This window comes from Pseudoalteromonas sp. NGC95 (assembly GCF_015864705.1).
Taxonomy (GTDB): Bacteria; Pseudomonadota; Gammaproteobacteria; order Enterobacterales; family Alteromonadaceae; genus Pseudoalteromonas; species Pseudoalteromonas arctica.
On sequence record NZ_JADYWR010000023.1, the window covers coordinates 1 to 25,607 of the forward strand.

Below are 25,607 nucleotides of genomic sequence, written 5' to 3' on the forward strand. Positions count from 1 at the left end.
AATCTGACTTTTAGATCACCTTTTTGTAGAGTAGGCCAGCTTGTAGTGTGTGGGAAACGGCTCACCTTTTGTTAAATCACCGGCAATAGCCCTGTCTACCGCGCTATAATGTTAAGAACTGGGCCATTTAATATAACTTTTAGATTACCTTTGTAGAGTGGCCCAACTAGCAGTGTGTGGAAAGCTGTTCACCTTTTACACAGAACAACTTATAGGGACCTAATAGTGAAGTCTCGGTTCATAATGTGGGAAGTAGATCACTTTATTACCTAACTTCCCGTTTTCAGTTACTTAAACACAGATAAACTAGGGGAATTACCACATAACATCAGTATAAGAACTGCTGGAAAAGTTAAACCGCAAGCCCCATTAAAAATGAGGGGGCACCGCTTCATCTCGCAATTTTTCGAGTAAGTCAGACCATCGCTGCATCATAGCTCTGCGTTGCTTTAGAAATTTTGCGTGATTATACGAGCGAGATGTTGAGTTACCTATTTGGTGAGCTAATTGCGTTTCAATATGGTGATAATCTTCTTCTAGCTCGTTTAGTATGGTAGAAGCTGTGCCACGAAATCCGTGTGATACTATTTGCTCGCTGGTGTATCCAAGAGCCTTTAATCTGTTATTTAATACATTCTTACTCATTGGCAGACATGGATTTTTTTCCGAAGGAAACACATATTCAGAGTAATTAGTGTTTTGATGAATTGCTCTTAAAAGAGCTGAGGTCTGCTGCGTAAGTGGAACAATATGTTCATTTCGAGCTTTCATCAAAAAGCTAGGGATCTTGATATATGCACTCTCAAAGTCTATATACTCCCATTTTAGATGCCGAAGTTCATGTGGGCGAATAAATAAGTGTGGCAGCAGTTTAAGTGCCTCACGAGAGCAATAGTTGCCAAAAGTGTTATTCTCGATATCGTATATCAGTTGACCTAGTTGCTTAGAGTCAGTAATAGCCGCATGATTTTTAACTCTCGGCATTTTACCTACTAATTGTGTGTAGTCGAAATTAATCAGTGGGTTGTTGTCTGTTATATTTTTTGTACTAGCATATTTAAAAATTCGATTTAACATTGACAACAACGGAGGTACTTTTTTCTTTGTATTAGCATCTACTAACAGATTAACGATTTTGATTAAGTGTTGTTTTGTTATTTGATCTATTTGTAGCTTACAGAGATTTTTTAGGTCATTGTTCAGCCATCGGGCAAGCTTTTTATAATTGTCCTCACTCCACTCGGTTTCGTTTAGTTCTAGCCATTGATGTGCAATTACGCCAAAGTTTAAATGTTCACAATAACTTTGATGTTTCTTAAGCTTTCGCTCAGCCATTGGATCAATTCCATCGAGGAGTAAAAGGCGAGCTTCATCAGCTTTTTTTCTTGCGTCTTTGAGGGGGGTTGTGGGGTATTTTCCTAAAGCCATTAATTTATGTTTTCCCCCGTACTTGTATTTAAGACGCCACAGTTTCGATCCTGTGCTATTTACTAATAAATACAAGCCATTACTATCGAACTTCTTGAGTTGTTCTTTATCTTCTGGGCACTTTAGCGCTTTGATTTTTTCATTGTTTAGCATGATTTCTTAATACCTATTTGATTAGAGTAGGGGTGTTTTATTAAAAATTAGATCTATTTTTATCTCGATGTTTGTGAAGTACCCCACATAAGTACCCTAAACTTTCGAAATTTAAAAAGATCTAATGAAACCTTGTGAACTTATCAAAGTTATAAAAAAACCCGCAAAACAATGTCTTGCGGGCCTTATAAAGCTTTATGAACGCTTATGCGATCATGGGGGAGCGGTTTACATCATTCCGCCCATACCACCCATTCCGCCCATGCCACCCATATCAGCGCCACCAGCTTCATCTTTTGGGATTTCAGCTACCATTGCTTCAGTAGTGATCATTAGACCCGCAATAGACCCTGCAAACTGTAATGCAGAGCGTGTTACTTTAGTTGGATCTAGGATACCCATTTCAATCATGTCGTTGTATTCACCAGTTGCTGCGTTGTAACCAAAGTTACCTTCGCCGCCTTTGACTGCGTTAATTACAACAGATGCTTCTTCGCCAGCGTTAGTTACGATTTGACGAAGTGGTGCTTCCATTGCACGAAGTGCAACTTTAATACCGTGGTTTTGATCTTCGTTGTCGCCAACTAAATCAACCAGCTTGCTAGCTGCACGTACAAGTGCAACGCCGCCGCCAGGTACTACGCCTTCTTCAACCGCTGCACGAGTTGCATTTAATGCATCTTCAACGCGGTCTTTTTTCTCTTTCATTTCCATTTCAGTAGCAGCACCTACTTTGATTACTGCAACACCGCCGGCTAGTTTAGCCATACGCTCTTGTAGTTTCTCTTTATCGTAGTCTGATGTTGCTTCTTCGATTTGTGCTTTAATTTGTGAAACACGACCGCTAATACCCGCTTCTTCACCAGCACCATCAATGATTGTTGTATCATCTTTAGTGATAATTACGCGCTTAGCTGTACCTAGGTCTTCAACTGTTGCTTTTTCAAGCTCTAAGCCGATTTCTTCAGAAATAACAGTACCGCCAGTTAATACAGCGATATCTTGTAGCATTGCTTTACGACGGTCGCCAAAACCAGGTGCTTTAACTGCTGATACTTTAACAATACCGCGCATGTTATTAACTACTAATGTAGCTAGTGCTTCGCCTTCAAGGTCTTCTGCGATGATTAGTAGTGGTTTGCTTGCTTTAGCAACCGCTTCTAATGTTGGTAATAATTCGCGGATGTTAGATATTTTTTTATCTACAAGTAGAATAAATGGGTTATCTAGTTCAACAGTGCCTTTTTCTGGGCTGTTGATAAAGTAAGGAGATAAGTAACCACGGTCAAACTGCATGCCTTCAACAACATCTAGTTCGTTTTCAAGTGATTGACCTTCTTCTACAGTAATAACACCACTGTTACGGCCTACTTTTTCCATTGCTTGTGCAATGATGTCGCCAATCTCTTTATCAGAGTTAGCTGAAATAGTACCTACTTGTGCAATTGCTTTAGTATCAGAACAAGGAACAGATAACGCTTTAAGCTCTGCAACAGCAGCAATAACTGCTTTGTCGATGCCGCGCTTAAGATCCATTGGGTTCATGCCCGCTGCAACAGCTTTAAGGCCTTCATTAACAATAGACTGTGCAAGTACTGTAGCGGTAGTTGTACCATCGCCGGCTGCATCATTTGCTTTAGATGCAACTTCTTTAACCATTTGTGCGCCCATGTTTTCAAACTTGTCTTCAAGTTCGATTTCTTTTGCTACAGATACACCATCTTTGGTGATAACTGGAGAGCCAAATGATTTATCAAGTACAACGTTACGGCCTTTAGGACCTAATGTAACTTTTACTGCGTTTGCCAGGATGTTTACGCCAGTTAGCATTTTAGCGCGTGCGTCACCTGCAAAAAGTACTTCTTTTGCTGCCATGTTTTAAATTCCTCTAAATTCTTAAATGTTTATAAACGAAAAGTAGGTTTAGCCTACAATGCCTAAAATATTATCTTCACGCATGATCAGGTACTCTTGACCTTCGATCTTTTCAACTTTTTCAACATATGAGCCAAATAACACAGTGTCACCGGCTTTAACTTCTAACGCTCTCACGTCACCGTTTTCTAAAACGCGACCATTACCTACGGCTACAACTTCTCCGCGAGTTGATTTTTCAGCTGCAGAGCCAGTTAATACAATACCGCCAGCAGATTTTGTTTCTTCTTCTAGACGTTTAACGATTACGCGATCTTGTAAAGGACGAATGTTCATGTTTTTTAGTTCTCCTAACAGTTTCTGAACAGTACAGAAAAAAGCTTTTCTAATTTGCATTCATTAATGGGGGTAGAGTGAAAAATTCCAAGAGAAAAAACGATAAATTTTTAATCTTTTCGCTCATATTCACCATCAATAGTGGTTGGTCGTTCCATTTGCCCTTGCTCTCGTTCAGCATGTTGCTGCCCAGCAAACGGCGATGGCCCTTGTTGCATGCCTGCGCTCATTCTAACAGTTGCTTGGCTAGCAAGGCCTGCAGCCAATTTGTTACGAATTGCAGGGGTTAATAATAGTAGCCCAAATACGTCAGTCATAATGCCAGGAGTAAGGAGTAATACACCTGCAATTACAACGCATATACCGGTAAATAATTCTTTGGCTGGCATTTGCCCTTGCGCCATTTGCGCTTGTACGTTTTGCAGCGCCCCCATACCTTGTGTTTTAACCATTTTGGCACCTAAAATCGCCGTAATAACAACAAGTGCAATTGTTGCAAATCCGCCAATCACGTCGCTTACTTGAATCAGCAAAGCGATTTCGATAATAGGGATGATAATAAACAACACAAATAAAAATCTAAACATAGCGCTCTCTAAATAATGACACTCAAAAGAGTTGATGAAATATAAATGAGGGTGACGAGGTCTCTTTTCAAGGTTAGGGCATAGGTATCGTCATTTTACTGATATTTTAGCGTCTACACATTGTATCGGCTATCAGATACTATGATGCTAGACACTGTCCAATAAGTATAGGTTCATAATGACTACGCATTTTAAAATGATTTTTACGACCTGCAAAGACGAAGCAGAAGCACGAACACTTGCAAGGGCGTTGGTAGAAAAAAAACTAGCTGCTTGTGTAAATATTTTACCTAACATGGGCTCTATTTATATGTGGGAAGGCGAAGTTGCAGAAGCAACTGAGGCTAAGCTACTTATAAAAACGAAATCAGATAAAATGAACGATGTGTTTCTAACAATAAAAGAGTTACATAGCTACGAAGTGCCAGAGATTCAGGTTTTAGAAGTTTCTACGGGAAATTTGGCGTATTTTAATTGGATGGACGAGGTACTGAATTAATGCGTTTTTTCTTTTTATTGTTGGTTACATTATTAACCGTACCTGTAAAGGCTGCGACTAATAATGTGCTTGGTGATCTACTTGGGCCTCCTCAACACACTTTTTTACCTGTAGACCAAGCGTTTGTATTTGACTTTGATCAGCAAGGCAGCACCTTGTTTGTAGGTTGGGATATAGCACCAGACTATTATTTATATAAAAAGAAAATAGAAATCATTGCCAAGGGTGCAAACATCCAAGTAGGTGACTCTGGTAGTGGCGAAATTATTGAAGATGAATTTTTTGGTAAAACAGAAGTCTTTTTTAATACCGCGAGCGTTGTTAGTAAGTTAAGTAATATCACTGAGGGAGCGGTTGTTAAAGTTCGCTATCAGGGCTGTGCAAAAGCAGGGCTTTGTTATCCACCAGAAGTGATTAGCATTCCACTTAGTGTAATTAGTGGCGCACAGATTAAAAATGTAGATCAAAATAGCGCTACCGATGAAGCGGCAACAGCGCAAAGTACATTTGCAGCACTCAACGATCCAGCAGCTGAACCTACAACAAATTCGGATGACACCGAAAAAGAACTGACTTTTACTGAGCAATTAGCCAGTCAGAGCTTAATAACTAATTTACTCATATTTTTTGCTGTTGGTGTAGGCCTTGCTTTTACGCCATGCGTATTTCCAATGTTTCCTATTTTGTCGAGCTTAATTGCGGGTCAGCAAAACCTTTCAACTAAAAAAGCGTTTGCGTTGTCGTTTGTATATATACAAGGTATGGCAGTTACCTATGCAGCGCTTGGCTTAGTTGTTGCTGCGCTTGGTGGGCAAGTGCAGGGGTATTTACAGCATCCATTTGTGTTAATCAGCTTTAGTTTATTATTTGTATTATTGGCTATGTCGATGTTTGGTTGGTACGAAATTAAACTGCCAAGCAGTATGATGAGCAAGCTAACCCAAGTAAGTAACAACCAAAAAGGCGGCAACTACGTTGGCGTATTTTTAATGGGTGTACTTTCGGGATTAATAGCATCACCTTGTACTACAGCGCCACTGTCGGCGGCACTGTTATTTGTAGCGCAAAGTGGTGATTATTTAGTAGGTGGTTTAACACTGTACGTGCTTAGTTTAGGTATGGGGTTACCACTTTTATTACTTGGTACATCTGGCGGTAAATTGCTTCCTAAAGCGGGTGGTTGGATGGAGCAAGTTAAAACCTTGTTTGGTTTTGTGATGCTCGTTGTGCCGCTTATATTACTTGAGCGACTAGTAAGCGCCGAGATTATATTATTAATGGCAGGTGTGCTTGCATTAGCAACAGCACTGTACTTACATCATTGGCAAAGTAGCCAAACACAAAGCAAGTTAAAAACTGCATTATGGTTTGCTGCAACTCTATTAGTTATTACAGGCTTTACGTTGACTAAAAACTACTTTTGGCCAGTTCAAGTACAAACAGTACAGGTAAGCTCACAAAATAATGAGTTTAAACAGGTTGCTGATTTAGCAGAATTAAAAGAAGCAGTTGCACAAGCAAACGACGAAGGTCGAATGGTTATGGTCGATTTATATGCCGACTGGTGTGTGGCGTGTAAAGAGTTTGAACATTACACCTTTCCTGATGCCAAAGTGCAAAGTGAGTTTAGCCACTATCAGCTTATTCAAATTGATTTAACTGAGAGTGATAATAAAACAATTGAGCTAATGGAAGAGTACACGGTGTTTGGTTTACCGAGTATTTTGTTTTTTAATACTCAAGGTCAAGAGCTTAGCACGCAACGAGTGACAGGCTTTTTAAACGCTGATGATTTTGCTAAACACCTAGCTATAGTGCGCACCAGCGCACAATAATAGTGCAATAGTGCCACTTGAATTGATTTAGAGAGTGGCACCTTCTTAACTCTTCTTTTATTTGTACCTCCAACACTGATAAGACCAGTATTTTGCTGCTATTTACGTCGAAATCACTATAATAGTTGGTTAACGTGAGAAATTGTTGCTACATTGCTTTTTCTGCTTACTTAAAAGTGAAAAACTAGTTAGTAACCGCTTAACTCATTACTTATAGGATATATCGCGTATTATGGCTGCAAAATTTAACCTTTTAGTTATAAATGGTCCAAATTTAAACATGCTGGGCAAACGTGAACCGGATAAATACGGTTTTCAGACGCTGAGTGAGATTATGGAGGAGCTAACCAGTGCTGCTAATAGTCTAGATGTTGAGTTAACGCATTTTCAAAGTAATAGTGAGCAAGCACTCATCGAACGAATTCACGATGCTTGGCAAGCGGTTGATTACATAATTATCAACCCAGCTGCATTTACGCATACGAGCGTCGCATTACGTGATGCACTGTTGAGTGTTGATATTCCGTTTTTTGAGGTGCACTTAAGTAATGTGCACGCACGTGAAGCCTTTCGTCATCATTCGTATTTTTCTGATGTGGCACAAGGCGTGATATGTGGATTAGGCGCAATGGGTTATCACGCAGCATTGAATGCGGCTGTGAGCCGGTTGCAAAGCGCAATTTAATTTTAAATTAACACACAAACAAAATAGGCGGGTCGTGTAATGGATATTCGCAAGATAAAGAAGCTTATCGAATTAGTAGAAGAATCAGGTATTGCTGAGCTAGAAATCACTGAAGGTGAAGAATCAGTACGTATTAACCGTAACAACATGAGCGCAGGCCCTGGTTACCCGCAATTTGCTCCACAGCAATATGCACCAGCGCCAGTAGCACCAGTTGCAGCGGCTCCTGTAGCTGTTGAAGCAGCAGCACCAGCTGAGCCTACGGGTCATCAAGTTAAATCACCAATGGTTGGTTCTTTTTACTCAGCTGCGTCTCCTGAAGCTCCAGCATATGTAGAAGTTGGTCAGCAAGTTAAAGTTGGCGATACACTTTGTATTATCGAAGCTATGAAAATGATGAACCAAATTGAATCAGATAAAGCCGGTACAGTAAGAGCTATCTTAGCTGAAAATGGCGAGCCAATAGAATTTGATCAACCTCTATTCATCATTGAATAATAGCGTAACCTAAAAGGCCAACTCTAATGTTAGATAAAGTAGTCATTGCAAACCGAGGTGAAATTGCACTTCGTATATTGCGCGCCTGCAAAGAGCTTGGGATCAAAACGGTTGCTGTGCATTCAACGGCAGATCGCGATCTTAAGCATGTATTGCTTGCAGATGAAACCATCTGTATTGGTAGACCATCAGCAACTGAAAGTTATTTAGATATTCCGCGCATTATTGCTGCGGCTGAAATAACTGACGCTGTAGCGATTCATCCTGGTTACGGTTTCCTTGCAGAAAATGCTGATTTTGCCGACCAAGTTGAGCAAAGTGGTTTTGTATTTATCGGTCCTCGTGGCGACACTATTCGCCTTATGGGTGATAAAGTGTCTGCTATTGCAGCAATGCGTAAAGCCGGCGTTCCATGTGTTCCTGGCTCTGACGGCCCGGTATCAGATGATAAAGAACGCAACATGCAAATCGCTAAGCGTATCGGTTACCCGGTAATCATCAAAGCCGCTGGTGGCGGTGGTGGTCGTGGTATGCGTGTTGTTCGCAGCGAATCTGAACTTATTGATTCAATTGCATTAACACAGCAAGAAGCTAAGCAATTCTTTGGTAATAGCATGGTTTACATGGAAAAATTCCTTGAAAACCCACGCCACATCGAAGTTCAAGTATTAGCAGACGGCCAAGGTAATGCAGTACATTTAGGTGAACGTGATTGTTCTATGCAACGTCGTCACCAAAAAGTAGTTGAAGAAGCTCCAGCACCAGGAATTACTGCTGAAACGCGTAAATTCATTGGCGAGCGCTGTACACGTGCATGTATCGAAATTGGATACCGCGGTGCAGGTACGTTTGAGTTTTTATACGAAAACGGCGAGTTTTACTTCATCGAAATGAATACACGTATTCAGGTTGAACACCCTGTAACTGAAATGGTTACTGGTATCGATTTAGTGAAAGAGCAGTTAAAAATTGCAGCGGGTCAACCGTTATCATTCACTCAAGACGACGTTGTTATTCGTGGTCATGCTATTGAGTGTCGTATTAATGCTGAAGATCCTGAAACGTTTATCCCGTCACCGGGTAAAATTACACGTTTCCATCCAGCAGGTGGTTTAGGTATTCGTTGGGACAGCCATATTTACGCTGACTACACGGTTCCACCACATTACGATTCAATGATTGGTAAGTTAATTACTTACGGTGAAAACCGTGATGTAGCTATTGCCCGTGCGCGCAATGCACTTAACGAGCTAGTAATTGACGGAATTAAAACTAATACTCCTTTGCATAAGAGAATTCTTGCAGATGAAAACTTCCAAAATGGTGGTACTAACATCCATTACCTTGAGAAGAAATTAGGATTGTAATTCTAGCCTGTAAAAGGCGTTTTATCTCAGTTAATAACCAGAGTTATTAATCTGATTTAAATAACTAAAAATCCGATATCAGGAGACTGATATCGGATTTTTTAATGCCTGTAATTTATACCAATTCGCTTAATTAAATGAGCTATTTTGAGGGCGGAAAAACGTGTTGGTAGCTAGGCAAAAAATTCGCTATTTAGTTGTTCTCGGCAATTGCTCCTGCATTGCTCTACCTTCTGCATCCATGCAGTCGTAAATGAGAATTTTTTAACGCAGGTAGCGACACGTTTAGCCCCGCAAAATGATTAAGTATTATTGCGGATTGCTATTAAGCCTTATAGGCAATAAAAAAGTCCATAAAATATACTGCAAAGAGTAAATTCGATGGACTCAATATTTATACAATATGTTGAAATAACATTAAACTAATTTAGATTCAATTAACTGCAGTGCTTCTTCTAAAATTGTTTCTACTGCTTTTTTAGCGCGTTCAGGATCGCGTGACTTTATGGTTTCTAAAATATCAGCGTGTTTAGCAACGTCTGCGCCCGGTACACCTTTAATGTGGTTTGTATAACGAATACTTACTCTAAGGGCAGTACTAATAAACTCAGTTAACTGCACAAAAAAGCGATTGTTACTGGCAACTAATATGCTGGTATGAAAAGCAATGTCAGCTTCTAGTGGATCGTCCAAGCCTTCGTCTGCTTCAGCCATGCGGGCTAAGGCGTTATCAATTTCAGCGAGTTGTTCAGCTGTTGCATTTAGTGCAGCAAGAGCGGCCGCTTGTGGTTCAAGGGCAACGCGTACTTGAGTAAACTCTTTTAATAATGAAAGTGATGGCTTGCTGCTTAAAATCCAACGTAGTACGTCGGTATCAAACATGTTCCAGCTGCTTTCAGGTAATACACGAATACCTTGCTTAGGACGGGATGAAATTAATCCTTTAGCAGAGAGCATTTTTACCGCTTCGCGGGTAGCGCTGCGACTTACATCATACTTTATACATAAATCGGCTTCAGAAGGCAGGCCTTCGCTTACAGGGTAAACACCACGCACAATAGCAAAACCCAAATCGTGGGTTAATTGTTGTGTTAAATTTTGACGGGGTTGGCTTTTCATTGCGCAGGATTCCGAGTTGATATATTGCTTTATTATATATCATATATCATATTAATGTACTTAAGGATATGATATAAACTTTTAATTAGTTAAATATTTTAGCACAGCAATAACAACTTAGTTTGGCTCTTTATACTGTAAGTGTAAGTTTATAAAGAGTTTAAATAAAATTGAAAATGCGCTGTATGGAGAGTTGAATTTGAACACCCTAGCTCAATATCATAGTCTTTCTGGTAAAGTTATTTTTATTACAGGCGGTGCATCAGGCATTGGCAGAGCAATGGTTAAGTCCTTTGTAAACCAAAATGCAAAAGTAGCATTTATAGATATTGATGATAAGGCAGCGCAATCGCTTATTCGTGATTTACCCAATGCAAAACTATGGTATAGGCAAGTTGATGTAACTGACTCTCATGCACTTCAGCAATCACTTGTGGATGCATGCGCCGCTTTTGGTGCCATTAATGTATTAGTTAATAATGTAGCGAACGACCGCCGCCAAGCGAGCGAAGACGTTACAGTGCAAGACTGGGATCAGTGCTTACAAATAAACTTAAACCCTGCATTTTTTGCCTCTCAAGTTGCTATGTCTTTTATGAAAGGCGATGGAGCCGGCAGTATCATTAATTTTAGCTCTATTAACGCGATTATGGGCCAGCCACAAATGGCAGGCTATGTAACCGCAAAAGCAGGGCTAATTGGTATGACTAAGGCATTGGCTCGCGATTACGGCGAGTTTGGTATTCGCGTTAACGCTATTTTGCCAGGGTGGGTGGCCACCGACCGTCAACTAGCAAGTTGGTTTACCGAAGAAGAGCAAGTTAAGTGGATGGAAGCCATGGCGCTTAAAAAATTAGTTACCCCTGAAGATGTTGCTAATTTGGCACTCTTTTTAGCCGCCGATGAAAGCAGTATGATCACCGGGCAGAGTATTAAAATCGACGGTGGGAGGCTTTAAAGCTTGGCTAATTCATCTCTTTTTATTGCTGTTGACTGGGGCACGAGCCATTTACGTGCTTATTTGTGCGAAGTACAAGCGCAATCAACACTTAAATTATTAGCACAACGTGATGGCCCTGGCGTTGTTAAGGCGAATCAAAATTTTGAGCAAACCCTAATCGACACGATTTCGGTGTGGAAGCAAGAATATGGCAGTTTACCTATATATATTGCAGGGCAAATTACCTCAAGCATCGGCTGGCACGAAACGCCATATTTAGAATGCCCAATTAATCCCGAAGGGCTACTTAATGCTGCGGTTAGCTTTGATTGCGATGGGCATACAATTAAAGCGCTACCAGGCACAAAGTGTACGCTGCAAAATAGCTTATTTGATGTAATGCGCGGCGAAGAGCTGCAAATTTTAGGGTTTTTAAAACAAAATCCAGAGTATCAACAAGGTAAAATATTATTATGTTTACCTGGTACACATACTAAATGGGTGCTTATAAACAACGGCGAAATCATTTGCTTTAAAACAGCTATGACCGGTGAGTTATATGATTTGTTATGTCATCAAAGTGTTTTAATTCCTAACGACTGCGCAGAAGGTGATTTTGATTTTAAAGCATTTGAGCAAGGCTGTGAGCTAACTTTAGGTAGTGATAGCGGTAACTTGGCACATGGTATTTTTAGTGTGCGTACACGCCAGCTTTCAAAGGAGTTAACGCCAGTACAAGCTAAAGCCTATTTGTCGGGTGTATTAATTGGCAGTGATGTACGAGCAGCTCGCCATGCTAGCGAATGGCAATTATTGAGTGATACACAAGTTGTGGTGATTGGCACAAAGCAGCTTAATAAGTGTTTTACCACAGCGCTTAAACAAATTGGTGTTAAGTGTGTTGAGTTTGATATTAAAACAGCCACGCTAAGCGGCTTTAATTACTTATTTAATTTAGAGTCAAAAAAATAAACCCCTCTATAATAATTAAATTATAAAGGGGTTGCAGGGAAGTTTTTAGGACTATAACAGCCAATTACTTTAGCGGTTATTAAACAATTTTAGCCGCTTTGCTTTGCTCAATATAATCATTAAGCGCAGCAACTTGTGCCTCATTAAAACGTAGTCCTAATTTGCTGCGGCGCCATAAAATATTGTATGCGTTTTCTGCCCACTCTTCATTTAGCAAGTAATCTACTTCTGCTGCAAATAAACCATGGCCAAAATCTTGGCCTAAATCACTCAACCCAGTTGCACTACCTAATATATGTTTAGCACGAGTACCATAAGTGCGTACAAAACGTTTAAGTGTTATTTCAGGTAGCCATTCGTATTTTGCTTTTAGCTCTGATTTAAGTGCTTCTACAGAGCTAAAATCACCACCAGGGAGCGAGCTATGCTTGGTCCACGCTTTGCTCATTTGTGGGTAAAAGTCTTCAAGCTTATTAACCGCAGCTTCGGCAAGTTTGCGATAAGTTGTAATTTTTCCACCAAACACACTCAGTAGAGGTGTTTGCTTAGCATCACTCGAAAGCTCTAATTTATAATCGCGAGTAACGGCTTGTGCATTAACTGATTCGTCATCAAGTAATGGGCGTACACCTGAAAAGGTATGTACTATGTCTTCGCGTTTAATCGGTTGTTTAAAGTAGGTATTAGTAATATCAATTAAGTAATCAATTTCTTCATCACTAATTTTAACGTCTTGTGCTTCACCTTTGTGTTCTACATCGGTTGTGCCAATAAGTGAGAAGTCATCTTCAAACGGAATAACAAACACAATGCGCTGATCTTTATTTTGTAAAATATAAGCTTGTTTCTCATCGTGAATGCGAGGCACTACAATGTGACTACCTTTTACAAGGCGAATATTTTGTGGTGATTTTTCTGTTAGGGCTTCATCAAATAATTTAGCTACCCAAGGACCCGCAGCATTAACAATGCCTTTGGCAGAAATGGTGTATTTAGCTTTACTCTTTTGCTGCTCAAGCGTTACCTGCCATTTACCTTGCTCACGTTTAGCATTTACACACTTAGTTTGTGTGGTAATAACGGCGCCTTTTTCCTGCGCTGCAAGGGCGTTTAAAACGACTAAGCGAGAATCGTCAACCCAGCCATCAGAGTATTCAAACCCTTTGGTAATAGAGGGTTCTAAAACGCTATTTTCACCAAATTTAATGCTTCGAGAACCCGCAAGTGTTTCGCGTTTCGCTAGGTTGTCATACATAAACAAACCAATGCGAATCATCCACGCAGGGCGTAAATGCTTTTGATGCGGCAATCTAAAGGTTAGTGGCCACATAATGTGAGGTGCGTTCTTAAGTAGCACTTCTCGCTCTGCTAGGGCTTCTTTTACTAATCTAAATTCGTAATGCTCAAGGTAGCGCAGACCACCGTGGATCAGCTTAGAACTGTTTGAAGATGTTGCACAGGCAAGGTCTGATTGTTCGCACAAGAGTACTTTTAATCCTCTGCCTGCTGCATCAGCTGCTATTCCAGTGCCGTTTACACCGCCACCGATGACTAGTAAGTCATATTCGTTATCTGCTAATTCCACCGAGCTAACCTTTTTATTTGTAATATAAATAAGACATAAGCATCATAAAGCTGCTGTTTTCATTTGACAATAGAAAACCCAGTTTTTTATTCGTTAATTTTGACGCCAATCCATTTTCAATTTAAAGCAGTAAAGCATGCATTTTAAATCTAGCATTTAGCTAAGTTAAAAAAGCAAAGTGGTTAAAGTATTAGCCTTAACCACTTAGTATTTACTATGGGCAGTTTTTATTCGTTAAGCATACTTGAGCTACGCAGTGCTGCCATTTTGCGTATAGATCGTTACGCTCGTCGGCACTCATGGTTGGCTCAAAACGACGGTCGCATGTCCACATTTTAGATAACTGCTCAGTCGACTCGTACACACCTGTTTGTAAGCCAGCTAAATATGCTACGCCTAAAGAAGTGGTTTCGGTCACAGTTGGGCGCTCAACTGTTGCGCCTAAAATGTTTGATAAAAAGGTCATAACCCAATTATTTTTTACCATACCGCCATCTACACGAAGCACACTTGGGCGAAGACCATCACGCTCCATCGCTTTTTGTAAATCTTTGGTCTGGTAACCAACTGATTGCAGCGCTGCGGCAACTATGGTGCTAATACCCGAATCGCGTGTTAGCCCTAAAATAGCGCCACGTGCATTAGGGTCCCAATAAGGAGCACCTAAACCCGTAAACGAAGGCACTAAAAATACACCATGATCGAGCGGTACATCTTTAACCATCGATTCACTTTCGCCAGCATGGCTAAGTAGTTTTAAGCCTTCAACAATCCACTGCATAGTTGCGCCAGCCATAAATATACTGCCTTCAATGGCGTAAGTTGGCTTGCCGTTTAATCTATAAGCAACAGTGGTTAATAAGCGGTTTTCTGAGGTCAGTGCTTTTTCGCCAGTGTTAAGCATTAAAAAACAGCCAGTACCGTAAGTACTTTTAGCCATGCCTTGTTCAAAACATGCGTGTCCTACAAGCGCAGCTTGCTGATCGCCTGCAATACCACAAACACGAATTGGCGCGCCAAAAATGTCAGCACTGGTTGAACCAAACTCGTCAGCTGAATCCATTACTTCTGGCAGCATAGATTCTGGAATATCGAATAACTCTAGAAGCTCTTGATCCCACTGCTGGGTGTGAATATTAAATAACATGGTGCGCGATGCATTGGTTGCATCGGTGCGGTGCTCTTTGCCGCCTGTTAGCTGCCAAAGTAGGTAAGTGTCAACCGTACCGAAGGCGAGCTCACCTGAAAGGGCTTGTTCGCGTGCGCCTTCAACGTTATCTAAAATCCAACGAATTTTAGTGGCCGAAAAATAAGGGTCGAGCAATAAGCCTGTTTTTTCGCTTATCGTTTGGCAAAGCTCATCAGTTGTTAAGCTTTCGCAATAGTCACTGGTGCGACGGTCTTGCCATACAATAGCGTTATAAATTGTTTTGCCTGTTTTTTTGTTCCACACTAAAGTGGTTTCGCGCTGGTTGGTGATACCAATGGCAATAATTTCTTCAGGCTTTACATCGTTTTTAGTTAACACTTCGCGACTAGTGCTAAGCACTGTTTGCCAAATATCGTTAGGGTCGTGTTCTACCCAACCATTTTGTGGAAAATGCTGCGAAAATTCTTGTTGTGCTGTACCAAAAACGTCTGCATCTTTTGTAAACAAGATGGCCCGAGAGCTTGTGGTTCCTTGATCAATTGAGAGTATGTATTTGGACATGATATTTGTGTTATTTATCTTATCTTATATATGACTAGATTGCCTTTAACCGAAGTTAATGGCAATGGTTTTTTCTTAAAATAGCAGATTAAAAAATAAACACGCTAATATTTTCTGGTAACTCTTTTATATAAAAGGCGTTTTATTTTTGCATTATTTTAAGGGCGTACGCGGCTATTGATTAAAACAGCCGCTTAAAGTTTATTATTACTTGGTGTGAGGTTTAGCTTGTTGCCAATCCATACCGGTAGAAAAGCGATTATCAAACCCGCGCCACTGTGGCAGCGGCTTACCATCAACAACAGCTTGGTCGCCGTTTTGTGGTAAATCTAAGTATTTACACTCGCTGGCTATGCCTTTTACGTGGCAATCCATCATGGCAAGTACAAAGTGTTTGTTGATTTCGTTTAGTGTACGCATAGACCACGAAGGCTCGTAGTAATGGCCTATATCTAGCTCACTGCTGCTTTGTGCAATAGCAGGGGCTGGGTGTGGTGCAATATTGTGGCGTGCATTTTTGTAAGTAAGCATGTACTTATCTTTGCTGCCTGTTTGTTCATAAAGACTTTTAATGCCTTCGTAGCCTGAAATGTCATCTAGGTTACCGGCTACATAAAGCGAAGGTACTTTAATATTTTCCATTGCTTTGGCATCAAATATAGCGTGCTGTCCGCCCCATGGTGCAAAGGCCACCATCGCTTTTATACGCGGGTCTACTTTTGGGTTTTGGTATTGCCCACCAGCGCAGCTGTTTAGTAATTGCTGTACTTGTTTAATTTGAGCTGGGTCTTTCATACCCGTAAACATAGCTGTAGTTTGCTCATTAAAAGCGTAACAACCACCTATTGTATTTACAGCGCCATAGCCACCCATTGAGTAACCAATTACGCCTGCGCTTTTGTTGTCTACTTGCTTGCTTGCAAAGTTGTTTTGCTCATTAAAGTAATTAATAACAAACTGCTGATCGCGTGAGCGATTTATAAGCGTGCTAAAAAAGCCAGAGAATGGCGCATTTTTAAAATCAACATCGGCGTTGGTTGAGTCAGTATGATCAATAGCTACCACAATGTAACCGTTCGACGCTAAATGCTCGCCAAGGTAGTACATAATTGTACGGTAACCGGTATAACCGTGCGAAAGCACTATCACAGGGTAGTGCTCTTTATTATTAATGGCGACATCACGCATTGCATCGGCTTGCAGAGTAAACTCTTTGCCTGAGCGAGTTTGATCGGTGTAGCTGGTAAGTGGCGCTTTTGCTGTATTTGCAGCCGGATACCACACTTCTACTTTTAAAGGACGATCTTTTTGACCTTGTGTAGCGGGGTCAAATTGCGCAGGGTTAACTAAATCAAGTGTTTGCACACCTACATTGTAGCTACCTTTAGCTGCAAGTTCTGGGAGTACTTCGCTAGTGATTGGCGGGTATAGCTGCTCTGGTTTATTAGATTTAGCAACAGCTACACTGGCAGATAAACTGCACGTAGCAAGTAATATAGCTTTTGAAAGCGCCTTGAGTGTGTGTGTCATTGTGTGTCCTTGTTGTGTATTTTTATTTTTTAATTTGTCAGTTCAGCCGACTCGACGGCATTGCTATATTGCAACTGCCATTGTGTTCGTAAGGTATCCATTATGTTCATAACTCGTAAGCTAGTACCCAGTGGTAATACACAGCTTTGGGTTTGTTTTTGTAATATACACTGCGTGACATGTGCAATTTCAAACTTAAAATTTTCATCGTCGCTAAAGTCGTATTCAAAGTATTGCGGGTCTTGGTCGTTTATGTGTAGCTCTAGCGTTTTTGCACCTACAAACTGAGGTATTCGAATATAGCCAAGCTCACCATTAATACATGCTTCTGTTGGGCCATTTTGCTGCAGTGCGCTAGCAAGAGATGCAAATTGCCCGTTACCGTAATCAACTATAGCAGTGCTTCGCTCATCAACGCCGGTTGTGCTTTTATGTACAAAGGATTTGATATGTTCAGGGGCTTTATTAAATACCACATCAGCAATCGAAATAGGATAAATACCTAAATCGAGCAGGGCGCCACCGGCTGTTACAGGGTTCATTAATCGGTGACTGTCGGCAAAGCTGCCAGGTAAACTAAAGTTGGCATTAACACTGTGCACATTACCAATAACACCTTCACTTAGGAGCTGTTGTAATTTTACTATGGCTGGTAAAAACCGCATCCAAACGCCTTCCATTAAAAAGCAGTTTTGTTGTTTTGCAAGCTCAGTGAGGTTTTGCAATTGCTTAGCATTAACGGTAATTGGTTTTTCGCTTAGCACGTGCTTATTGTGTTTTAAGCATTGGGCTATGGCTTTAAAGTGTTGATCGTGCGTATTGGCAATATAAATAGCATCTATATTTGGGCATTGCATAAGAGCTTGATAGCTCTCATAGCCTTGAATATTGTACGGTGTGGCAAATTCTTTAGCGCGCTGCATGCTCGTTGATGCAGCGCCAATAAGCTGTGCATCACTGCAATGCGCAATGCTTGTAGCAAAGGTGTGAGCTATATTGCCACACCCAATAATTCCCCAATTAACCTTTGCCATGCTTATTCCTTAAGTTTATTTAAAAAGACGTAATTTGTAATCCTGAACCCGCTGAGCATACGTAAATATCAGCATTTAAGCTAAAGCGCTCAAAGTAATGCTTTTCTACCGCAGCTTTAATAAGAGGTACTTCCGCATCGCGACACAAACATACAATAGCACCACCAAAGCCGCCACCCGTCATACGTACTGCGCCGCGATCGTCCATCGCTTCTTTACAAATTTCTACTAAGCCATCGGTTGCAGGTACGGTTACTTCAAAGTCGTGTTTAAGGGATTGATGCGATGCAGCCATTAGCGTACGAAGTGCATCCATATCGTTATTTTGTAGTGCAGTAGTTGCTGCAATTACACGGTCGTTTTCGCTAATTACGTGGTGTGCACGTTTATATTCGTTTTCGCTTAATGTCGCTTTTACTGCTTGCAGGCCAGCCATGGTGGCCTGGCGTAGTGTTTCTACACCCATTTTTACAGCAGCTTGTTCGCAGTCAATACGGCGCTGGTTGTATTCGCTATCAACTAACTTACGCGGGTAGTTTGAATTAACAATAACAATATTTAAATCATCAGGAACTTTAACTGATTTAGTTGCGAGGTTTTCACAGTCGATTAATAGTGCATGACCGTTCTCGCCTTTAGCTGAAATAAGCTGATCCATAATGCCGCATTGGCAATGCATAAAGTCGTTTTCGGCTTCTTGGCCAAATAGCGCAATTTGCTCTGGCGGTAAACCAAGCTGTGCAATATGGTTAAACATACCGCCTACAGCAACTTCTAGTGCGGCCGATGACGACAAGCCACTACCTTGCGGTAAGTTGCTGTCAATTAGTAGGTCGGCACCACGCAGTGTGTAGCCCGCTCTTTTAAGAACATAAGTAACAGCACGAATGTAGTTACCCCATTGCGATTGGCCTTCAGTGATTTCTTCATCAACACTAAAGCTGTCTTCTTCGCCTGGGTAATTTAAAGAATGCACAGTAATAATATTGTCGTCGCGCTCTTTAAACATTACTTGGGTACGAAACTCTAACGAACACGGTAAAACAAAACCGTCGTTGTAGTCGGTAAATTCGCCAATGAGGTTTACACGCCCCGGTGCTGCTGCAATACCTTGAGCAGGCGCGCCATACAGTGACAAAAATTGTTGTTGGAATTCGTTAAGCTTCATCTGTGTGTCCTGCTGTATCTTTATAGTGTGTTGTACTGGCTGCTTTTAAAATAGAAGCAGCGGTTTCTGCGCTTAAATCGCGTTGGCTTTCGCCTAGCATTTCGTAGCCTACCATGTGTTTTTTAACAGTAGCAGAGCGAAGTAGCGGCGGATAAAAGTGTGCATGCAAACGCCAATGTTGCTCATCAGAGCCTCTATTAGCAGGTGCATTGTGCCATCCCATTGAGTATGGGAAGCTGCAATTAAATACGTTGTCGTACTTAGTGGTTAATACTTTAAGTGCCTGAGCCAAAGAGTCGGTTTGCACATCGTTTAGCTGGCTAAAGTTTTGAATGTTATCTTTAGTTACTAGCATTGTTTCAAACGGCCATGCAGCCCAAAATGGCACAACAACAAGCCAATGTTCGTTTTCAAATACAACACGAGTTTTATCTGCTTGCTCTTTTTGCGCGTAATCGGCAAGCATGGCTGTGCCATGCTTTTTATAATAGGCAAGCTGCTGGTTATCTTCGGCTTCTATTTCGGTTGATAAATGCGAGTGAGCCCATACTTGGCCGTGAGGATGAGGTTGCGAACAACCCATGATCTCGCCTTTATTTTCGAAAACTTGTACACATTCGTACTGCTGTGCAAGCTCTGTGTAATTTTGTTTCCAGGTTTTTACTACTTCGTGCAATGCGTTTTGGCTAAGCTCTGGTAGTGTTTTATTATGCTCTGGAGAAAAACAAATTACGCGGCATTCGCCGCTGGCTTCGTCGGCAATAAATAAATCGCTGTCTGACTCTAAGTTTTGTAATTGCTCGCTGGCATTAGGCGTTAATGCGCCAAAGTCATTTCTAAATACGTGTGTGTATTTATAATCTGGGTTACTGTCGCCATTTGCACGGGTATTACTTGGGCAAAGTGGGCAGCTGTCATCGTGTTTTGGTAATACGTTTTCATTAACGGCTTCTGTTGCGCCTAACCATGGGCGGTTATTACGATGTGGTGACACTAATACCCAACGACCCGTTAGCGGATTTTTACGTCTGTGAGTACTTTCTAATAAAGCCATGTTAACTCTCCAACCCACTTGGGTAATTAGTTTGCCAGCGCCATGTGTCGTTTGTCATGTCGCTAAGTGTTAGTTCTGCGTGCCAGTTAAGTATGTTTTGCGCTTTCGTGGCATCGGCGTAGTTACAGGCAATATCACCTGCTCGGCGCGGCGCAATCTTATACGGAATATCTTTATTGGCTGATGCGCTAAATGCTTTGATCATATCAAGCACAGAATAACCTTGCCCTGTGCCTAAGTTGTAAGCATGAAAGGCGGTATCTGTTTTATGTTGCATAAATGCCGCAACATGACCTTTCGCTAAATCTAAAACATGAATATAGTCGCGCACGCCTGTGCCATCTTCGGTGTCGTAGTCGTCACCAAAAATATTAACCACGTCGCGTTTACCTACTGCAGTTTGAGCAATAAAAGGCATTAAGTTATTAGGAATACCATTAGGGCTTTCACCTAATAAACCACTTGGGTGTGCACCTACTGGGTTAAAGTAACGAAGCGCAATACCCATAAATTGACTGTTGGCATTACATACGTCTTGCATGGCTTGTTCAACCATAACTTTAGTCCAACCATAAGGGTTAGTTGCGCGTATAGGATGCTTTTCGTCAATAGGGAGGTAGTCTGGCTCGCCGTACACAGTAGCCGATGAGCTAAATATAATATGGTTAACGCCTTCATCTTGCATGTTTTGTAGCATGCTTAATGTGCCCGACACATTATTTTGATAATAACGCAGTGGTTGCTCAGTTGATTCGCCAACGGCTTTTAAAGCCGCAAAGTGAAAAACAGCTTCGGCTTTAGTATGTTTTAGGGCGAGTTTAAATTGTTGCTCGTCTTGAATGTCACCCAATATAAACTCAAACCGAGTACCTGTAATCTTTTCGAGTTGGTCAAGTACCCGCGCACTTGCATTAGACAAGTTATCATAAATAACAGGCGTAATACCTGCTTCATGCAATGCAATACATGTGTGGCTACCTATGTAACCCATGCCGCCAGTAACTAAAACTCTCATGTTATTTCTCGAAAAGTGTATTTATATGATAAATACTACTATTAAGGGGGTTTAAAAACAATAGTTATGATTGTTGGGTAATTCAAATAAAAGCATAAAAAACATTCAGCTTAAACACTTACCTGCCTTTTAAAGGAATGCTTTTATATTAACTAACATAGGCTTAGCTTTATCAATTAATTCTATAAACTGATTCAACTATTGGCCTAATTATCAGCAGTAAGTCGGGGTGCTAATATAGCGAAAATAAAGTAAGGAGAGATCAACATGAACAAAATAATTTTACTTACCGGCGCAACCGATGGCATTGGGCTAGAAACCGCAAAGATATTATTAGCACAAGGCCACACTGTATTATTACATGGCCGCAGCCAAGCAAAGCTCAGCGCGCTACAAACAGCTTTAACCGAGCAATACCCAAATGCAAGTACACATACTTATATTGCTGATTTAAGCGATATGAGCCAAGTTCAAACTTTGGCAAAAAATGTATTAGCCGACTTGGCCGAAAATAATAACCAGCTTGACGTACTTATTAATAATGCAGGCGTTTATCAATTAGTTGATGCTACAACAATTGACGGCCTTGATGCTCGCTTTGTTGTAAACACGATTGCGCCATATCTTCTTACAAAACTATTGTTACCTGTCCTTGGTCATGATTCGCGAGTGGTTAATGTGTCATCAGCTGCGCAATCAAGCGTTAACTTAAATGCACTTATAGGTAACACTGAACTTTCTGATAGTGCGGCTTATGCACAAAGTAAATTGGCTATTACTATGTGGTCGCGTCATTTAGGGCTTGAGCTTAAAGATACTGGGCCATTAGTTGTATCGGTAAACCCTAAATCGTTACTGGGAAGCAAAATGGTAAAAGACGCTTACGGTATAGATGGTGGGGATTTAAAAATTGGCGCAAATATTTTTTGTCGCGCAGCGCTTAGTGATGAATTTAAAGATGCCGCAGGCCTGTATTTTGATAACGATACAGGACGCTTTGCGCCTCCTCATGTTGATGCACTTGATAATGCTAAAAATCAACAACTAGTAGATACGTTAGACAGTATTTTAGCACAGCTTAAATTAGGCAAAGCATAATGAAAAATCATGTTACCTGGACAGTACAAGGCCAAATTAAAGAAGGTAAATACGATGAGTTTTTACTGGTAATGGCACAGTTAGTTACTTTGGCTAAAAGTGAAGCGGGCACTTTAATGTATGAGTGGACAGTAAGTGAAGACAAGTGCAATGTACATATTTACGAGCGTTACCAAGATGAAGGTGCTGCTAAAGCGCATCTTGCTGGTTGGGGCGAAAGTGGCCCACTATTTTTAAGCGTAGTTGATATGGATAAAGTAACGGTATTTAGTCAATTATCAGAAGAGTTTGCACAAACCTTTGCAGGCCCAAGCAGTGTATTTATGAAACCTGTGGGTGGCTTTGTAAAGTTTTAGAGAAAATACCCATTGTTGATCTAAAGAGCTCACCTCATCAGTGAGCTCTTTTTTTTTAGTTGCATTACTGCTCTTGCTGCAAGCGCTCGTATAGCCAATCTTTTAATTCTGTACGTTCGTGTTTTAGTTGATGCATTTGCTCATCGCTTATGGGCGCATCTTTGAGCTCTAACACTCTAATCTCTTTATCTAGCTTGTCGTACTTATCTGCTTTTTTTGCAAATTCAGTATCGCTTTCATTTAACTCGGCAATGGTCTTTAAGTACTCTGGAAAGTCATTTGTTAATGAGTGGTCTTCGCCTAACATATTCGCTCCTTAGTAGGATATAAATGAGCTCACAAGTAAGTGAGTTGTATAAGTGAATTACTGCCTTTCATATAATACACTGGGGCTTACATAGATATAATTCAACCATCGAGCCGTTAATTTGATGTAGCGCAAACAATCTGTTTATTTTGCTCAGTAAGGTATTTCACCAAAGTATTTAATAGAGCGATCAATAAACGCACGTACTTTAGAGGTCAATAATTTATTGTTGGGGTATACAGCCTAAATAGGAGTATTAACTGCTCGTGAAAAGCTTAGGATTCGATATTATTGCTCAAGCTGCAATGAATCTCTGGCTAGAGAAAATAAATTTAAACATCATCATGATTCAATACGTTAGTAAATCTCTTAACCAAAGTTCAGGTTAAGTAAACCATTACCTGCTAAAGGCTTTTAAGCATTTTAGCTAAAATAGTTAATTTTTAACGCTTTTTGCTAATTTATGTTGGTTAATTAATAGTGGTAGAATGCAGTGCTTAGTACCACTTGTGTGAAGTAAGTGGTCAATAATTTATAAGGTTTGTTGTGTAATGCTGTTGATGATCGACAACTACGACTCGTTTACTTACAACTTAGTGCAATATTTTCAGCGTTTAGATCAAGACGTTTTAGTGAAACGTAATGACGAGCTAAGCATTGCACAAATAAAACAGTTGAACCCGAAACACATCGTGTTATCGCCGGGGCCATGCACGCCTAACGAAGCGGGTATTTCGTTAAATGTTGTTGAGCAACTAAAAGGGCAATATCCTATTTTAGGAATTTGCTTGGGGCATCAAACTATCGCGCAAGCTTTAGGGGGTGATGTAATACGTGCTAAAAAAGTAATGCACGGTAAAACATCACCCATAGTTCACACTAACAAAGGTGTGTTTAAAGGTTTAGCTAACCCATTAACAGTGTGTCGTTATCATTCTTTAGTGGTTAAAGCACAAACTCTACCTAAAGAACTTGAAGTAACCGCATGGACTCAGACTGAGCAAGGCGAGTTTGACGAAATTATGGGGTTACTTCATAAAGAACTAGCAATCGAAGGTGTGCAGTTTCACCCCGAAGCTATTCTAACTGATCAAGGCTTAGAACTGCTTGATAACTTTTTAACTCGCTTCTAATGTTATAATACAAAGAGCATTTAATACTTTATTAATGGATGTCATGACTGAACTTGTAGCCCAGCAGCGTACTGCCAAAATACTAAGCCAACGGGCTCATGACTTATTGCTTGGGCACAGCTTTGCGCATCAGCAAATTGGTTTCATCCATACATTAGATATAGATTACGGCGAACCCATGAAGCAACGCACTTTGCTTCAGGTTGAAGTGGCCGCACAGAATAAACGCCAGCAAAGCAGTACTGCACATCATAAGTACCGCGCTCAAGCGAGTGAGCAACTACACAAAACAATTGAAACAGCTATATATAAGCAGCTCGAAGATATAGATGGCGTAATTCACAGTACTATAGGTATTGAAGATGGCATTGCCAATATACTCGACATATTAGCTGTAAAGTCAGCTTCGGTAGGGCGTTTAGAGCCACTAGTTAATGATATAAGCTGGTTGGGTAGAGAGTTAGTAACGCTCGTTAATTTACCTTACTATCGTAATCAGCGTAGTAAAAACACGTCTGTAAAAGTAGATAAACCATCGCTTGCCCTTCGTTATATTGGCCTTGATAACTTACAGCTAGTGATTCCTACATTTGCTGCTCGTCATTGGATGCCACATAGCACCGAACCATTTTCATTATTAAAACGCCGGCTACGCGACAGCGCGATGGCAAACGCGATTGCAGCGCAAAAAATTGCACAAATTAATAATGTGAATGACGTACATGCATTTACCCTTGGAATGCTTTTAGATGTAGGACGAATTGCATTAGTGCGCTTGTACTTAAAAACGTTTGAGAAAGTATGGCAACGCAAAGTGCAGTTAGCCCGAAATGAAAACCAAAAAGATTTACACACCGCATTATTAGAGCTACAGCCCGACCCGCTATTTTTAACCACTCTACTTAGCAATAAGTCGATAGAAGTAAGCGCCAAAGTAATAGACAAAATGGCTTTTAAATATTTACCGTTTAAAGGTGTAATGCAGCAGCTAGTAAATGGGGTAGATAAAGGCGATACATTACTGCCATTAACAGAAGTAATGCTAAAGGCACGTTGCTACTCTCAATATCTTAATTTAAAAGAGCATCAACTTATTGAGCCTGATGAAACTCTAAGCTGGTTTTCGTACTTTAAGTTCACTAAAACGGAACTAAAAACCCTCCAATCGAGTAATTTTACCAATTTAGCTATTCAAATTGACTAAAAATCTGAATTTTTTGTTAATTTTTTTGCGACTAACCATTCATTCTCACTCTATTGTTATATTGCATATTTGCCGATTAAAGCATGCGCGCCTTGGTGCTCATGCGGTTAGTTGTTTA

General features: G+C 40.6%; 24 protein-coding genes. 11 read left to right on the forward strand and 13 right to left on the reverse strand.

What is annotated here, in order from left to right:
* Positions 1-369: 369 nt before the first annotated feature.
* The 4 genes from I6E70_RS17000 to I6E70_RS17015 all read right to left on the reverse strand — a co-directional run bounded on the left by I6E70_RS17000 (position 370) and on the right by I6E70_RS17015 (position 4,379).
* Positions 370-1,581 (reverse strand): tyrosine-type recombinase/integrase, encoded by a 1,212-nt coding sequence (locus I6E70_RS17000; protein WP_165725970.1) that lies wholly within the window; start codon positions 1,579-1,581, stop codon positions 370-372.
* A 228-nt stretch (positions 1,582-1,809) separates the two neighbouring features.
* Positions 1,810-3,456, reverse strand: a complete 1,647-nt coding sequence (gene groL, locus I6E70_RS17005) for a chaperonin GroEL (protein ID WP_165728306.1) — start codon at positions 3,454-3,456, stop codon at positions 1,810-1,812.
* A gap of 48 nt (positions 3,457-3,504) precedes the next feature.
* A complete protein-coding gene (locus tag I6E70_RS17010; protein ID WP_007580032.1) occupies positions 3,505-3,792 on the reverse strand; it encodes a co-chaperone GroES in 288 nt (95 codons plus the stop codon).
* Between the two features lie 110 nt (positions 3,793-3,902).
* Positions 3,903-4,379: an FxsA family protein gene (locus I6E70_RS17015; protein ID WP_007580034.1), complete on the reverse strand. Its 477-nt coding sequence runs from the start codon at positions 4,377-4,379 to the stop codon at positions 3,903-3,905.
* A 178-nt stretch (positions 4,380-4,557) separates the two neighbouring features.
* Here I6E70_RS17015 and cutA point away from each other — a divergent pair, with 178 nt between their 5' ends.
* The 5 genes from cutA to accC all read left to right on the forward strand — a co-directional run bounded on the left by cutA (position 4,558) and on the right by accC (position 9,263).
* On the forward strand, positions 4,558-4,878 hold the full coding sequence (gene cutA / locus I6E70_RS17020) for a divalent-cation tolerance protein CutA (RefSeq protein ID WP_007580036.1): 321 nt from the start codon (positions 4,558-4,560) through the stop codon (positions 4,876-4,878).
* The gene (locus tag I6E70_RS17025; RefSeq protein WP_197189252.1) at positions 4,878-6,713 is read left to right on the forward strand and encodes a protein-disulfide reductase DsbD; all 1,836 of its coding nucleotides are present in this window, start codon (positions 4,878-4,880) and stop codon (positions 6,711-6,713) included. Before cutA ends, I6E70_RS17025 begins: the two co-directional genes overlap by 1 nt.
* A gap of 232 nt (positions 6,714-6,945) precedes the next feature.
* The gene (gene aroQ, locus I6E70_RS17030; RefSeq protein WP_007580040.1) at positions 6,946-7,398 is read left to right on the forward strand and encodes a type II 3-dehydroquinate dehydratase; all 453 of its coding nucleotides are present in this window, start codon (positions 6,946-6,948) and stop codon (positions 7,396-7,398) included.
* 39 nt (positions 7,399-7,437) lie between these two features.
* Entirely contained in the window at positions 7,438-7,896 is a 459-nt protein-coding gene (gene accB, locus I6E70_RS17035; protein WP_197189253.1) for an acetyl-CoA carboxylase biotin carboxyl carrier protein, read from the forward strand.
* A gap of 26 nt (positions 7,897-7,922) precedes the next feature.
* A complete protein-coding gene (gene accC / locus I6E70_RS17040; protein WP_007580045.1) occupies positions 7,923-9,263 on the forward strand; it encodes an acetyl-CoA carboxylase biotin carboxylase subunit in 1,341 nt (446 codons plus the stop codon).
* A gap of 417 nt (positions 9,264-9,680) precedes the next feature.
* Here accC and I6E70_RS17045 read toward each other — a convergent pair whose 3' ends face one another.
* Complete coding sequence (locus I6E70_RS17045; RefSeq protein WP_007580047.1) at positions 9,681-10,382, reverse strand: FadR/GntR family transcriptional regulator; 702 nt, start codon at positions 10,380-10,382, stop codon at positions 9,681-9,683.
* 199 nt (positions 10,383-10,581) lie between these two features.
* Between I6E70_RS17045 and I6E70_RS17050 the strand changes: the two genes are divergently transcribed.
* Both I6E70_RS17050 and I6E70_RS17055 read left to right on the forward strand, forming a co-directional pair.
* Positions 10,582-11,340, forward strand: a complete 759-nt coding sequence (locus I6E70_RS17050; RefSeq protein WP_002958845.1) for an SDR family NAD(P)-dependent oxidoreductase — start codon at positions 10,582-10,584, stop codon at positions 11,338-11,340.
* A 3-nt stretch (positions 11,341-11,343) separates the two neighbouring features.
* A complete protein-coding gene (locus I6E70_RS17055) occupies positions 11,344-12,294 on the forward strand; it encodes a 2-dehydro-3-deoxygalactonokinase (protein ID WP_197152467.1) in 951 nt (316 codons plus the stop codon).
* Between the two features lie 79 nt (positions 12,295-12,373).
* On the opposite strand, the gene glpD is transcribed toward I6E70_RS17055, so the two are convergent.
* The 7 genes from glpD to galE all read right to left on the reverse strand — a co-directional run bounded on the left by glpD (position 12,374) and on the right by galE (position 21,391).
* The gene (gene glpD, locus I6E70_RS17060) at positions 12,374-13,879 is read right to left on the reverse strand and encodes a glycerol-3-phosphate dehydrogenase (RefSeq protein WP_197189254.1); all 1,506 of its coding nucleotides are present in this window, start codon (positions 13,877-13,879) and stop codon (positions 12,374-12,376) included.
* 214 nt (positions 13,880-14,093) lie between these two features.
* Positions 14,094-15,590 (reverse strand): glycerol kinase GlpK, encoded by a 1,497-nt coding sequence (gene glpK, locus I6E70_RS17065; RefSeq protein WP_197189255.1) that lies wholly within the window; start codon positions 15,588-15,590, stop codon positions 14,094-14,096.
* A gap of 207 nt (positions 15,591-15,797) precedes the next feature.
* Positions 15,798-17,120 (reverse strand): alpha/beta hydrolase family protein, encoded by a 1,323-nt coding sequence (locus tag I6E70_RS17070; RefSeq protein WP_197189256.1) that lies wholly within the window; start codon positions 17,118-17,120, stop codon positions 15,798-15,800.
* Between the two features lie 29 nt (positions 17,121-17,149).
* Positions 17,150-18,154: a Gfo/Idh/MocA family protein gene (locus tag I6E70_RS17075; RefSeq protein ID WP_197189257.1), complete on the reverse strand. Its 1,005-nt coding sequence runs from the start codon at positions 18,152-18,154 to the stop codon at positions 17,150-17,152.
* A gap of 19 nt (positions 18,155-18,173) precedes the next feature.
* Entirely contained in the window at positions 18,174-19,322 is a 1,149-nt protein-coding gene (galK, locus tag I6E70_RS17080) for a galactokinase (RefSeq protein ID WP_197189258.1), read from the reverse strand.
* Positions 19,312-20,376: a UDP-glucose--hexose-1-phosphate uridylyltransferase gene (locus I6E70_RS17085; protein ID WP_197189259.1), complete on the reverse strand. Its 1,065-nt coding sequence runs from the start codon at positions 20,374-20,376 to the stop codon at positions 19,312-19,314. Before I6E70_RS17085 ends, galK begins: the two co-directional genes overlap by 11 nt.
* Before the next feature lies 1 nt (position 20,377).
* The gene (gene galE / locus I6E70_RS17090) at positions 20,378-21,391 is read right to left on the reverse strand and encodes a UDP-glucose 4-epimerase GalE (RefSeq protein ID WP_197189260.1); all 1,014 of its coding nucleotides are present in this window, start codon (positions 21,389-21,391) and stop codon (positions 20,378-20,380) included.
* 267 nt (positions 21,392-21,658) lie between these two features.
* Between galE and I6E70_RS17095 the strand changes: the two genes are divergently transcribed.
* Positions 21,659-22,489, forward strand: coding sequence for an SDR family NAD(P)-dependent oxidoreductase (locus I6E70_RS17095; RefSeq protein ID WP_197189261.1), 831 nt, complete (start codon positions 21,659-21,661; stop codon positions 22,487-22,489).
* The gene (locus I6E70_RS17100; protein WP_197189262.1) at positions 22,489-22,845 is read left to right on the forward strand and encodes a putative quinol monooxygenase; all 357 of its coding nucleotides are present in this window, start codon (positions 22,489-22,491) and stop codon (positions 22,843-22,845) included. Before I6E70_RS17095 ends, I6E70_RS17100 begins: the two co-directional genes overlap by 1 nt.
* Positions 22,846-22,909: 64 nt before the next feature.
* Here I6E70_RS17100 and I6E70_RS17105 read toward each other — a convergent pair whose 3' ends face one another.
* Positions 22,910-23,152 (reverse strand): YdcH family protein, encoded by a 243-nt coding sequence (locus I6E70_RS17105; protein WP_007580070.1) that lies wholly within the window; start codon positions 23,150-23,152, stop codon positions 22,910-22,912.
* Between the two features lie 551 nt (positions 23,153-23,703).
* Between I6E70_RS17105 and I6E70_RS17110 the strand changes: the two genes are divergently transcribed.
* Positions 23,704-24,285, forward strand: a complete 582-nt coding sequence (locus I6E70_RS17110) for an anthranilate synthase component II (RefSeq protein ID WP_101164425.1) — start codon at positions 23,704-23,706, stop codon at positions 24,283-24,285.
* Positions 24,286-24,328: 43 nt separating this feature from the next.
* A complete protein-coding gene (locus tag I6E70_RS17115; protein WP_024593401.1) occupies positions 24,329-25,489 on the forward strand; it encodes an HDOD domain-containing protein in 1,161 nt (386 codons plus the stop codon).
* The last annotated feature ends 118 nt before the right edge of the window (positions 25,490-25,607 follow it).